We start from the raw sequence: 14,599 nt of genomic DNA on the forward strand, positions 1-14,599 counted from the left end.
TTAAAGATTGCGACGGCTACGCTCATTGCTTAGGGACTGTAAAAGTGGAAAAGCACCACTTTTTCAGTTCCCTTGCGAGTAGGCGCTGGAGCTAGCCAACAAGAAAAGCGCAAGCGCCTATGATCACGAGCGTAGGGCAGTGGAGTGCTCGCAGAGGAAGAGAAACTCATGCCGCCTTTCACTTCTCCAAGCTTATCTCAAAAACAACAAAGTTTACGAAAAGAGCCCTGCTTTTAAAGAACAATAGAAAAACTTGGCTCATCACCAAGTTCTTCTATTGTTTGAGCCTATGATGTTTATAGAGTTTTAATAAATTCTACGGTTTTGCTCATCTGGTATACCAGATTTACGGTAAAAGTACGTGTTAATGATGTCGCGCCATTCCTTTGAGTGCTCCACTTGATGTTCAAGCCTTTCTAGTACACTCTTGAATCTATCGGAATCAATTTTACTCTCAAGCGCTACCCAACGCTCTTTAAGTTTTTCTACCTGTTCTACTCCTTCGAAATGAGTATCATAAATATGTTGAATAACGGTTTTACCAGACTTTAGTTGATGAGTGTATGGGACATGATGGAAGAAGAGCAGTAATTCATCCGGACATGTATCTAAGTTTTCATACAAATCTGTATTTTCTTGGAAATATTGACCAGTAAAACCTGTCCCAGTTGCAATCGTTCGGTCCACACCAATGCCTTTCCAATCTGCAAAATGGTATGTTCCCCAAACATCATATTCATATCCGTCAACATTAGGTCCATAATGATGACTAGGATTTACCATCCACCCCACACCTAAAGGTGATGTATAGTTTTCATAAGTTCTCCATGAACCAAGGAGCATTTCTTTTATTTCTTTTACCACTTCCGGATCTGTTCCAAATGTAGCTTCTACCCATTCCTCTGTAATTTCTTCTGAAGAAAGATCAGGATCCCAAGTGAGGCGGCCATAACCAAACAAATTAGCTTGTGCTAGAGTATGACCAGTCCAGTTTTCATCATTTCCACTATTCGAAACTGCTGTGATCCCACAATATTTATATGGGAACTGACTTCCGTCTACAACCGATTTAACTGGAGTACCTGGGCCATTCGCATACGTATCAAAGTCTAGAACTTCCTTCCATTGAGGAATTAAATAGCATAAGTGCCGTTGCTGTCCTGTATACTCTTGCGCCACTTGAAATTCAAGCACTTGGTTTGTATTTGGCATTGCACCAAACAATGGAGAAACCCCTTCCCGCACTTGGAAATCCATAGGGCCATTTTTGATTTGCAGGACTACATTATCATGAAATTGTCCATCTAATGGTTTAAAGTGATCATAAGCAGCCCTAGCTCTGTCTGTTGAGCGGTCTCGCCAATCTTGTAAACAATTATAGACAAAACATCTCCATAGAACAATTCCACCAAATGGCTCAAGTGCTTCTGCAAGCATATTGGAACCGTCAGCATGTGTTCTATTATAAGTAAAAGGACCAGGACGATGTTCCGAATCTGCCTTTACTAATACACCACCAAAATCTGGAATATAATGATAAATCTCTTTGGCTTTATCTTTCCACCATTGACGAACTTTTTCATCCAATGGATCTGCAGTATCTAATCCTCCTAATTGAATAGGACTAGCATAATTAATACTTAAAAATGTCTGAATACCATATGCTCCAAAAATCTCCGCCACTTTTGCAACATCTGGCAAAAATTCTGGCGTGATTAATTTTGTTTCCTGTTCATGAACATTTACATTGTTAAATGCAATGGCATTTATACCAACTGAAGAAAGCATTCGAGCATAGTCTTTAATTCTATTCCAATCTCCTACGAAGCGGTTTTCTTCAAAAAACAAGGAATTTCCTGCGTATCCCCGTTCAACACTTCCATCCATATTATCCCATTCATTTAACATTCTAATTTGGTTTTTAGGATTTTCAATGAAATCAATTGTGGGCAAACTTCTATGGGTTTGAATTAAGCGAAGGAAATGAAAAACACCATATAATACACCTTTATCTGTTTTTCCTATTATAAAAATACAATTATTTTCGTCCGTTTTAATAACATAGCCGTCTTCATTTAATTCTAATTCTAAACTTAAATCAATATATTCTTGAAATTCTTCATGACTTCTAAGAGTTCCTAAGAAAATAGTAGATGGTTCCACCTTCCTTGACTCAGAGAGGTTAATAGAAAACATAGATGAAATTCCATTGACTAATTCTTCTTTAGCAGATAACATTACCGGAGATTCTACCCCTAGAAGTATGTGCTTTAAATAAGGGATATAGTTTTCACTAACCGTTACGTCCTGAATATGATCAAATTGTAGCCAACTTCTATATTCCGTTCCTTCCCTTTTGTACATGTCTGTCATGGTGGTGCTACCTCCAATCCTTTCGATGCAATAGGCATTCAAAACATAAGGCACCCTAATTCACTCTAGTTACTATCACTATAAGTGACATTCTCTCCATAGAGCGAATGTCCTTATTAGAGACTAGTATTTAAAAGAATTAATTGGTGCCTTTTTATCTCGTGAATATCCTATATTTCACTCATTGCATTCAATTACTTAAAATTTATTAATTTCCAAAACGACTCTTTTGGCTCTTGATTTTTATCAAATACAAATGGCCAATTAACTCTTCCTTTTACTGGGAAGTCACTTAACCATGTATATTTATCATTTACTCCCCAGAAGGTAACACTCGTTATAACTTCTCGATACTCCCTTAATAAGTCAAAAAATTGATCATATCGTTCTGCTTGTAATTCAAGGATTTCCCTGGTAGGTTCCTTAAGATCCGTCCGCTTGTCATCCCATCCGAACGCAGATACATCTAATTCAGTAATTTGTAGTTGCAATCCCAATGAGGCATATCGTTCTATAGCAGTTCGAATATCATCTAAATTAGGTTGATACAAGTTCCAGTGAGCTTGCAATCCAACCCCATGGATGGGTGTACCCTTGTCTACTAGAGATTTTACCAGGCGGTAAATCTTCTCTCTTTTTTCCGGATTTGATTCGTTATAATCGTTATAGAAGAGTGCAGCTTCTGGATCTACTTTATTAGCCAGTTCAAAGGCTTTTGAAATAAAATCTTCCCCTAAAATTTCTAGCCATTTAGACTTCCTTAAATATTCATCATCATGATCGGAAATAGCTTCATTAACAACATCCCAACTGTAAATGCGGCCTTTATATCGCCCTGCTACCGTTGAGATATGATTTTCCATTCTTGAGAGAAGTCTTTCTTTACTTACAGAATCTCCCTTTTCATCTTCAAAAACCCAATTAGGTGTTTGATTATGCCATATAAGGGTGTGCCCTCGAACCTTCAAATGATTCTCATCTGCAAAGGAAAACATTTCATCAGCTTTTTCAAAGGTGAATTCATTTTCTTTTGGATGTAAACTCTCAAACTTCATTTCATTTTCAGCTGTGATACTATTGAAATGTTTTGCAATAAATTCCTTCTCGGAGCGTAACGTGAATGAGTTCACAGCCGCTCCAATCGGGAAGTAATCTTTATAGACAGAATGGAGAGAAGGAATCGTTGTAGTCTTTTGTTCCATTTCTTTACCTCCAACTCTAGTTATTAAGAAAAGCGCAAGCGCCTATGATCACGAGCGTAGGGCAGTGCAGGAATGACAACTAGAAGTCCGCTCTTTGACTTCTGTTGTCACTTCCGAAGTGCCCCGTAGCGAGTAGGCGCTGGAGCTAGACAACGATAAGAATCCTTATGCTGTCTTACCTTTTAAAAAAGTAACCTATTAACCTTTAACTCCACCTAATGTTAATCCCTTTACAAAGTACTTTTGCAAGAAGGGATACACGCAGATAATAGGGACAGAAACGATGATTGTCATGGCCGCTCGGATCGAAGTTGGAGTTACAACATTCTGACTTTGACCCTGTGCGCTTGCAAAGGCATCTGCAGCTGTTCTTGATGTCATCGATGCATTTGAGTTTTGTAGAATTTTCATTAGCTCATATTGTAATGTACTTAATTCTGGTCTGGAAGAATTATATAAGAACACATCAAACCATTGATTCCATTGGAACACGGCAACGAATAATGAAATCGTTGCAATAACTGGTAAACAAAGTGGTAATGCAATTCTAAAGAACTGAGTAAATTCACCTGCACCATCAATTCTCGCCGATTCAAAAATAGTTTCCGGCAACCCTTCAATAAAGGAACGAACTACGATAAGGTTAAATACTCCGATTAGTCCTGGAATAATGTAAATCCAAAATGTACCGATTAAAGAAAGTTCTCTCATTAAAAGGTAAGTTGGGATTAATCCCCCATTTAAATACATTGTTAAAACGAATGCAATGGTTACAAATTTACGCATTACGAAGTATTGACGACTAATTGTATAAGCAACCATTGCTGTACAGAATACAGATAATCCAGTACCAATAACAGTCCTTAATACGGAAATCATACCAGCATGTAGAAGTTGAGATTCCCCAAATACGTGAGCGTAGTTATATGTTGTAAATTCCCTTGGCCATAAGTAGATTCCACCACGGACCGAGTCTGTTGCTTCGTTAAACGATACTGCCAATGTATTTAACATTGGATATAACATAACGACACAAAGTAAAAGCATGAGTACAACATTCACCGAATCAAATATAAGGTCATCGACTGAACGACGTTTTCCTGTTAATTTTTTTAATAAGTTCATGATGTACCTCCTTTAGAATAGTCTAGCTTCTCCCAATCTCTTCGCAATAGAGTTTGCGGAGAACAGGAAGATGAAGCTGACCACAGTTTTAAATATACCTGCTGCTGTTGCAAGGGAGAAGTTCCCCATTGAAATACCGTACCTTAATACAAAGATATCCAAGTTTTCTGCATAGTCCATGTTCATTGGGTTCATCAATAGATACTGTGCTTCAAATCCAGATTCTAAAATGTATCCTAGGTTCATGATTAAAAGGATAACGATAACTGTTTTCATACCTGGAATTGTAATATACCAAATTCGTTGAAATCTTGATGCACCATCAATCTCTGCTGCTTCGTATTGTTCTGTGTCAATCATTGTAATCGCTGCTAAATAGATAATTGAGTTCCAACCTACGTTTTTCCAAACATCAGATGCTCCGATAATTCCCCAGAAATATTCACCAATCCCTAACCATAGGATAGGCTCTTTTACAATTCCTAAGTTAGTTAAAATAATATTAATGATACCGTTTTCTAAAGATAGCGTATAAGATACAAGTCCTGCTGCTACTACCCATGATAAGAAGTGAGGCATGTAACTGATTGTTTGAACTACTCGTTTAAATGTTAAGTTACGTAATTCATTTAACAGGATTGCTAATGTAATTGCAGTAACAAAACCTAATACTAAATTAATAAAACTCATCGCAAGCGTATTTCTTAATACCTCGAAAAACCTAGGGTCCGTAAATAAGAATTCGAAATGCTTCCAACCTGCCCAATCTTGTTCAAGAATCGGTCTAGCTGGACGGAAATCCTGGAATGCCATTGTCCAACCGTATAATGGGACATACCTGAAAATAAATAACCAGATAAGAAACGGTAAACTCATTAAAAGTAAAACTTTTTGCTCTTTACATTTTTGCACAAATAGCATAAAACCAGTCGGCTTTTGCTTTGGCGTCAATTGCTTAGGTTCAATTGGCGTTGGTGTTTGTTGTATTGACACGGTTTCTCCCTCCTTGTGGACACCTTAAGATGGTAAAAAAGGGAAGCTATGACACCCAATCTTATTCGGTTGTCACAGCCTCGCCTTTCCTTACCTCAACTTACTACTAATTACCATTCGCCGTTTAAGCGATTCTCCACTACTTCTGTAAAGAAGTTTTCATATGCGTCTACATCTAGGCTACGATATGCATTTACGAAGTCTTCCCACTCTTTTTCAAAATCTGCAGGATCAGCTAATACGATTCTTGCATAATGTCTTCTTAGAAGTTCATCTGTACGCTCTTCAAAAATTTGTTGAGGTGAACCTTGCTCGATGTTGGCACTCCATACTGGATACCATGGACGATCATCTGGTTGTGCAAATAATTCAGCAAAAGTACTGATACCATATGCTTCTAGATATTCTCTGTCCCCATCAGAATAGTCTGCAAAAGCTACCTCTGGTTGTCTTCTTGGCTCAACTGCATTTCCGTCTGAGAATGTACCGTTTAATCGTGGCCAACTCCATTCAAATGTAGCCATACCTGTTTCATTTCTTTCTTCTTCTTTACTAGCTAATGCTAATTGCTCATCTGTACGGAAGTAACGTCCATCTTCAGCGATGGAGTAGTGCTCATCTTCAAATCCCCACATGATTAACTTTTGGTTCTCTTCTTTAATCATGTTGTCCCAGAACTGAACAATACGCTCCGGATTTTCAGCAGATGTCGTAATACCCATTCCACGATTAGAAGTGAATGCTGGTGGATCAAGATACTGATCATAATCTACACCGTCGAATACGATTGGTAATGCCATGAATTCACGGTCTGGATTTCCTGCATCCCGAAGTGCATTACGTGCATCTCCAAACTGCCAGCCATAATCAAAGAATCCAAGTACACGTCCTGAAGATAATTTAGCTAAATACTCATCATAGTTTGCTACGAATAATTCTCTGTCTACTAAACCTTTCGCATTTGCTTCGTTTAGTGTTTTTAAATACTCATATGCATAGTCTGAATCTGCATAAACAGTAGCTTCGTGTGTATCCATATCGATCATTACGCCACCATCATTTGGATATCCAGCTAAGTGGTTTGGAGCGTTTGAGAAAGCAAAGAATCTCCAGTCATACGTTAATCCAGTGAATGGAATCGTATTCATTCCATCGATTTGTGGATTTTCTGCTGCATATCTTTCAATTATCTCGAAGTACTCTGTTAAAGTATTAACTTCTGGGAACCCATATTCTTTTAAAACTCCACGTTGAATCCAGAATGCACCTTGGTCGATGTTTGGATTAGGGATGTACTCATTAACAGTAGCCCCAAATGGAATGTAGTATATGTTACCATCGTCATGTGTGAACATATGAAGGTAATCAGAATATGCATCAAGAATATTTTGACCATGTTCCTCTAAAAGATCATTTAATGGAATAAAAGCTTCTGCATCTAATAATGTGTCAATTGCTGCATCAGGTACGATTACGTCTGGATAGTCACCACTTGCAACCATAACCCCTACTTTTGTATTAAGGTCTCCTACGAGATACTCAATATTAAAGTTAACTCCAGTTTCTTCTTCAAATAACTTACCAATTCTTGTTGTGTTAGTATCTAAATCTCTACCTGCTGTAGCATTAAAAACATGGTAAGATACCGGTTCTGTACTAACCTCTCCATCTTCTCCAGAATCTGCATCAGTTGACGAATCACTGCTGTTTGAACATGCAGCGAATATTAAAAGCAACGATAATGCTAGTAATAGTAATAAATTTTTCTTAATCATTTCATTAGCCCCTCTCGCTTTTCTATGTTTGTAAGTTTGCTCCCTTTTATGAAAGCACTTTCATTATAGCGTTTACATGATGTTTTATTTACCCACTAAACTATAGTTTAGACTTTGAAAATTATAGATTTATTAAATATTTTTACATATTTAGGATGTATTTCTGCAGAAATTAACTTTTTTTCCCAAGAAAGGTAGTGTAACGCATTTCTTTTTTGTCGAACACTGTTGTAATTTGTCTTATAAACACTTTTTCAATGCCTTGCAGCGAGTAGGCGCTGGAGCTAGACAGAGATGAGAAAACTTATACTTTCTTTCAAAAAAAAACAAGGGGATTTCGTGAATGCCCCTTGTTCTTAAAAATATTTATTTACCTTCTCTCGGGAGTTTAATTTCAACAATTGTACCTTTACCTGGATTACTCTTAATAGAGAATGAAAAATTATTACTATAATATAACTTCAATCGATAATATACATTTTTTATGCCAACATTTTCTCCCATACTTTCTTCATTTTTTAAGTTATTTAATATTCGATCAAGTTTGTCCCTTTCCATTCCGGCACCATTATCAACAATTCTAAAGATAACCTCACTATCAATTTGTTTTATAGTTATATGGATATGACCTTTTTCTTTAACTGATTCAATCCCGTGAATACTTGCGTTTTCAACAAACGGTAAAAAGGCCATATTTGGAATGATATTCTCATAGGTACCATCTTCTATTTCAATTGTATACTCCAGCTTTTCACCAAACCGATATTTTTGAATTTCCAAGAAGCATTCAATTAAAGCTAATTCCTCTTCAACAGTAACCCAATCCTTCCCCCATGTTAAGGAGTTACGAAAGATTTTGGCCATATTTTGAATAATTTTTGCAGTTTCCTTTTCTCCCTTTATTAAGCTTCTCATACGAATTGTTTCTAATGCATTAAAAAGGAAGTGTGGATTAATTTGACTTTGCAGAGCACTAAGTTGGGCCTGCTTCTCTTTTAGTTCTAAGTCTTTCTTCTGTATATTCGCTATATAAACCTCATTGATTAGCTTCTTAATCGTTCTAGTCATATTATTAAATTCATTGGTTAACTCCCCAATCTCATCTTCATCTTTGTGATATGGGATCTCTTCGAAATTTTGGTTTTTCATCTTCTTCATAAAGTGTAGTAATCGAGCAATTCGCACATGAAGGGAACGGCTAATCAGTACAATAATAAGAGTTGGTATTAAAAAATTTAAACTTGCCAGCAGGAAAATAAAGCGTTCAGATTGATATAGTTCTTCTAATATATCAGCCTCAGATATGGTACCTACGATTCTCCATCCTTCAAGATAGTTGTGGGGTAAGTACCTCTCATCTAGTTGGATCATATCATCACCCAACTGTCGTTGAATATCATTGTAATGGATATTTTCTTCTCTCCAATCAAAACGATTATCGGTTGAATACTCTACTACTCTGTCATTATTAATCAAATATACATTCCCTTGAAATGTGACGTTATTAAAAATTTGACGAATAGTTACTGGGTTTAAATCAATTTTTATTATTTTCTTTCTCTCATTTAAATCTTTATAATAATCTAACTCTCTAATTAAACTAAATACTTCACTCTCAACTATCGGATTTGTCCTTACAAATATTGGATGATTTACATTGGATAATTCCGCAAACCATTCTTGTTCCTTTGTGATATCTGTAATCGGCCGAACTCCACCAGCATAAAGAACAGTTGGGTTATTCGTGTAAAAGGAGATATCCTGAATGGAATAATAAAGTGGTGTGTAGCTGTTATATTCCCTTAAATAAAAATCATAGGCTTCGATATAATCAATCGTTCTCTCATAATTTTCATCAAAATATTCGTATAATCTGGAATCCGTATAAAATCCTGCTGAGATTCCCACAGCCTGGTCTACAACGGAGATAAAATCATAAGTAATTTGATCTAATACCAAATTCACATCATGCATTTTTTGATTCTTTATATTTGTGGTTGTTACATTATAAAAAACAATGTTTGTTACTACAATTGGAAAGAATACACAGAAGATATAAAGAATCAGTAATTTATTTCTCAATCTAATATTATTAAAAAGATTTATAGAAGGTAACATGGACAAAATCCTTCTCTTTTATTTTTTTGACCAGTTAAACCTGGTTATTGATGTTGTTTATGAATACTTATCTGTAACCACAAGATCCCTCAGAAGAAGAGAGTGCGTCATCCAGCGATATTCTATAGCTTGTCTCTATTTGTCGTGAACTCTTTTATAATATTGCTATTTTTTTAATAGCTGATTTCGGTATTCAGTTGGTGTCATTTTATTAATCTTTTCAAATTGGGTAACAAAATAGTCCGTACTACCAAATCCTACTTTTTCAGCCACTTCATAGACACGCATGTCTGTTTGTCTCAAAAGTTTTTTTGCTTCATCAATCCTAAGCTGGAGTAAATACTCTTTAAAATAGAGTCCAAAGGTTTTCTTAAATAACTGTCCCATATAAACCGGGTTCATGTAATATTTACTTGCAATACTTTTTAAACTAATATTTTCATGATAGTTATTCTCTACATAAGACTTTACCTTGTGGATATCCCCTTTCATATTTTCTTTCCTTAAATCCTGGATAAGAACTGAGCCTTCAATAACAAACGAAGTGAACATTTTCTTTAATTCCTCTAATGTTAGATTAAATCTTTCCCAATTCATCATTGGCTCCATGGTGACAATTTTTTTTTCATCACCCTCCATACTGGTTATCCTCTCAATAACCCCATGTATGCATCGGTTAATCGTTGTCCTTAATGCACTCGGAGCAAATGATTTTTCTTGAAATTCAGTAAAAATCCTCTCAACCGTGTTCCCGATGTCAGTCACTGTATTTTCTTCAATCTGTTCCATTAACGACAAATACAATTTAGTATTTAATTCATTATACGTTATAGGTAAATCTGATACCATTTCATAGGTAATTACATTCATTTCATTTAAGAGATATCTGTATCCTCGAATACTGTTTGCCGTATTATATGAAATATTTAGAGAAGTAAGATCTGTCGCTTTCTTCCCAACAAAGGCTGTAATTGTATTCCTGCTCTTTCGAGAAACATCTTTAACAAGATGTGAACCAAATTTCTCCACATCTCCTCTTACTTCCACTAGATCATTCGAAGATATAAGAAGTCCAACCGAACCATCCTGTTGTTCGTAGGAAATAAAATGATCCGTATTCCCACCTGCTCTTCCGAAAGCATTTTTAATTATTGCAATCCTGTCTTCATTCTCCTCCACTGTCTCTTTTGGCAAAACATTATTTATTTCTAATAATAAATAGTATAAATATTTACTATCACTTACCTTTAATAACTTTGACCATTCCTTTTCTTCATCACTGTCAATATTTCCCTCTAAAGATTGAATAAACAGTTTTTCAAGAAGTAATTTTTCTTTGTTTGAGGATTCTTGTTTCTCATCATCTAATGTAGCAGAAAGTGTTGTTAACGTATTTTCCATTTCCTGTTGATCAATTGGCTTAAGTACGAAATCTATTACACCATACCTAACTGCTTTTTGAGCATATGAAAAATCACTATACCCACTTACAATTATAAATTTTTGGTCTTTATTGAGTTCATCATGAACTTTTTTTATTAGTTCAAGACCATCAATTACTGGCATCCGTATATCGGTAATAACGAGATCAGGATTTTTTTTATTTATCATATCAAAAGCATCTTCTCCATTACTTGCCTCAGCGATTACTTTAAATCCGCATTTCTCCCACTCAATGAGACTGATTAATCCTTGGCGAACGAAGACTTCATCATCTACTAAAAGTACTGTGTACAATCCTCTCACTCCCTGTATCATCATCCTTTTATTATACTACACGATGTTTCGTCTTATTTTACATATTTACGAACAATGTCAAAAAAGGGGACCTTGTATAGAAAGTCCCCTTGCATATTCCCTTTAAGGCGTATGTTCTAGGTTAATGATACTCCAAAAAGATTCCTTTGCCTGTAGTTGTTCATCAAAGACAAATGGAGCATTTCTGCGCGGGATCGGTCGATTATGTAACCATGAATGATCATCCGCAATACCCCAGAAGGTTACATTACTGATATGGTCACCTAATTCCCGGAAAACTGTAAATAACTCCTGATATCGTATGGCTTGTAAAGTTAACATTTCTTCAGGAATCTCATCCGCACTTCCGAAAGCCTCTGTATCATTTGTGTAAATATCAATATCTAATTCTGTAATTTGATTATCTAATCCTAAATCAGCGAATTTCACAATGGATTCCCGAATGTATTGGATACTAGGATATTCTAAGTTTATATGTGTTTGGTGACCAATTCCATCAACTCGTATGCCATTATTCAACATGTCCACCACCATATCATAAATAAAGTCCCTCTTAGCAGGTTGGTGGGAATTATAATCATTATAAAAAAGTTTGGAGTCAGGATCCATTTCAGCTACTATTTCAAATGCCCGGTGAATAAAGTCTGTTCCAGTTATTAAATAGTACTCGCTTTTACGAAAGCCGTCTAATTCATTGGGATCAATAACCTCATTGACAACATCCCATGAATCCACTCTTCCTTTATATCTTTCCACAACAGACCGAACGTGCGTCTCCATGCGCTCAAGTAGGAGAGCTTTGTTTTCTTCTAAATTCTCAGGCTTTAAAATTTCACCGTCCACTACCATCGGGTCACCTACAGCGTCCATAAAAAACCAGTCTGGAGTTTGGCTGTGCCAAACTAATGTATGGAATCGTACTAACTTTCCTTTTTCTTCTGCATAATCAAACATGGCATCTGCTTGTGCCCAATTAAAGTTACCTTCCGTTGGCTGTATTGTTTCTGGCTTCATTACATTTTCTGCCACAATACTGTTGAAATGTTTATCTAATATTTCCTGATGTGGGCCATTAAGATGGTTAAGTTCCACCGCTGCACCCATATCAAAGTAATCTTCGAAAACTTCCTTTAAAGCTGGAATCTCATGTTGAATCGGTAATATATCTGCTGTAGCCTGTGGCTTTAACTGAAAGTTATCAATAAAGAATGGTGTGGTCCCCTCTACTGTTTCCACATAAACCGTAATTGGATTAACATCGTAAGCCAGATCATACGTGGCGGCTAATTCCACCCATTCCTCCGATGTTACATTATTATGTGTACTCACTGTATCATAGCTTGCTGTATCACCAGACCCCCGTTGAATACTCAACCTCATTTCAGAAGCCTGTTGTTCAGGGGCTAACTTTACCCATACAGAAAGTTCATAACTCCCTCCCCTAACCATATAATTTGTTATTTCAAGGGCCGGACCAGAGTAGGGATTTGCCCGATTTTCCGTTAAGAGGCTATAAGACCCCTCTTTAGAATCTGTATCTGTTACATTCAATGCTTCTTCCCCGATTCGCGGAGACCACCCCTCTGATGTTCCGTCTTCAAAATTTGTTTGTATCGATTCTGTTGAGGCAGGAGTTTCATCAGGTGCAGATGTCTGCTTAATTAAGATATCATCAATATAATATTCGTCATTCTCCAATTCACTTTCTACGTATAAAAGAAGTTCTGATGGTTCATTCACGTAAGAGAACTCTCCTGTTAGTTCGGTCCACTCCTTGTCATGAACAACTGTCTCTGAAATCGTGTGCCAATCCTGGTTACCACCGACTACTGTTTCAATTGAAACTTTAACATTGCTTGATTCATCGGCATTTTTCCGTTTTACCCATAAAGTTATTTCATATACTGCGCTTTTTTCAAGAATAGGGAGAACATCAATACTTGGACCTTGCCAAGATTCCGTTCTACCTGTGGTCAGTAAACTATACGAACCAGTCATGGAAACGCCTTCAATAATTTCTAAGTTTGCTTGTCTAGGTACCCAGCCTTGAAAGGTGTTATCTTCAAAATCATAATGAGCGATTATGTTTAAGTCGTGATCTTCCGCTTTATCCGATTGTTTTTGACTTTGATCTAGATCATTAATTTCTTGTTCGCTATTAGTTGAATTTCCTTGATAGAAAAAATAAATTGTGATTAGGAGAATTCCTAAGACAATTCCACCTATAACAAGAACTTTTCCATTTCTCTTCATATTATCCCCCTAGTTTGTGCGATTCTTATGTATCATTTCTACTATATAAAACGCTTTCATTTGAATAAACCCGAATTTCTTTAGATTAACAGGGGTAAACTATAGGTGTTTACGATTATAAGTATTGGACTTATAAGTACACACCTGTTAAGAAAAGCACAATCACCTATGAACACGAGCAAAGTGCCCCGCAGCGAGTAGGCGATGGAACTAGACAATGCTCAAAGGTGCCAAAACGTATACTTGCTTATCATTCAAAAAAAGTGCCCCGTACTCGGGACACTCCAGTAATCTTAAAATTAACTTTCCTACAAAGATTTACTCTTCAACCGTTTCATTCTTCGCTCTTGATTCTTCTAACTTCTCTTTTTTCCGTTCGATTCGTTCAAAGGAAAGATGGGCAGCCCACATGACCAAAAATCCTATTAGACTTGCTCCAAAGAATGGAATTAAACCAGGAACTAAATAGAAGATATATCCAGTTAGTCCTAAACTAATGATCAAAGTGATCAATGCGAGAGGATTAACTAATCCAACCACAAAAGCTGTCTTAAAATATTGAAATAACTTCATTTCAAAATGAACATACACTGGGAATATATATAGAAGAATGATTGAAAAAATAAAGACTCCTGTATACCAACCTATTGAAATCACAGTATGCTGAATACCTTCCACAATCCCCAAATACTGGTAATTGAAATAAAGAATATATCCTAAGAAAGCTAATATTAATCCAAGTAAATTTATTTTAAGGAAATCTTTTTTTATCGATTCAATGAATGTTCGGAAGATCGAAATTTCCGTATCTCCCCTTAACCATTTGCGGAAAATTGTAAACATTGCTGCCGTGGCAGGGAGGACCCCTAAAAAGAATAGTCCAAGTGTTGTAACTAACAGCCAAAGTAAATTGACATAGCATAACCTCCAAATCCACTCAGTAGTTCGATAAAATTTACTTGACATCCAGCTTGGTTGCATATATATCACCCTTTTCTTAGC

Annotated in this window: 9 protein-coding genes; all 9 read right to left on the reverse strand. The window is 36.2% G+C overall.

Going from position 1 to position 14,599, the window contains the following annotated elements; translation table 11 throughout:
* Positions 1–306: 306 nt before the first annotated feature.
* On the reverse strand, positions 307–2,364 hold the full coding sequence (locus KS419_RS14605; protein ID WP_217067148.1) for an alpha-glucuronidase family glycosyl hydrolase: 2,058 nt from the start codon (positions 2,362–2,364) through the stop codon (positions 307–309).
* Between the two features lie 203 nt (positions 2,365–2,567).
* On the reverse strand, positions 2,568–3,575 hold the full coding sequence (locus KS419_RS14610) for an endo-1,4-beta-xylanase (RefSeq protein ID WP_217067133.1): 1,008 nt from the start codon (positions 3,573–3,575) through the stop codon (positions 2,568–2,570).
* Positions 3,576–3,773: 198 nt separating this feature from the next.
* A complete protein-coding gene (locus tag KS419_RS14615) occupies positions 3,774–4,700 on the reverse strand; it encodes a carbohydrate ABC transporter permease (RefSeq protein WP_217067134.1) in 927 nt (308 codons plus the stop codon).
* 12 nt (positions 4,701–4,712) lie between these two features.
* Positions 4,713–5,621, reverse strand: a complete 909-nt coding sequence (locus KS419_RS14620; RefSeq protein ID WP_217067149.1) for an ABC transporter permease — start codon at positions 5,619–5,621, stop codon at positions 4,713–4,715.
* Positions 5,622–5,803: 182 nt separating this feature from the next.
* Positions 5,804–7,468 (reverse strand): ABC transporter substrate-binding protein, encoded by a 1,665-nt coding sequence (locus KS419_RS14625; RefSeq protein ID WP_217067135.1) that lies wholly within the window; start codon positions 7,466–7,468, stop codon positions 5,804–5,806.
* A 366-nt stretch (positions 7,469–7,834) separates the two neighbouring features.
* Positions 7,835–9,586 (reverse strand): sensor histidine kinase, encoded by a 1,752-nt coding sequence (locus KS419_RS14630; RefSeq protein WP_217067136.1) that lies wholly within the window; start codon positions 9,584–9,586, stop codon positions 7,835–7,837.
* A gap of 165 nt (positions 9,587–9,751) precedes the next feature.
* Positions 9,752–11,323 carry a response regulator transcription factor gene (locus tag KS419_RS14635; protein WP_217067137.1) on the reverse strand — a complete coding sequence of 524 codons (1,572 nt, stop codon included), beginning with the start codon at positions 11,321–11,323 and terminating at the stop codon, positions 9,752–9,754.
* Positions 11,324–11,446: 123 nt separating this feature from the next.
* Complete coding sequence (locus KS419_RS14640; protein WP_217067138.1) at positions 11,447–13,597, reverse strand: endo-1,4-beta-xylanase; 2,151 nt, start codon at positions 13,595–13,597, stop codon at positions 11,447–11,449.
* A 318-nt stretch (positions 13,598–13,915) separates the two neighbouring features.
* Entirely contained in the window at positions 13,916–14,578 is a 663-nt protein-coding gene (locus tag KS419_RS14645) for a YesL family protein (protein ID WP_217067139.1), read from the reverse strand.
* Positions 14,579–14,599 lie beyond the last annotated feature (21 nt).

It is taken from the genome of Evansella tamaricis (assembly GCF_019042215.1).
Lineage (GTDB): Bacteria > Bacillota > Bacilli > Bacillales > Salisediminibacteriaceae > Evansella > Evansella tamaricis.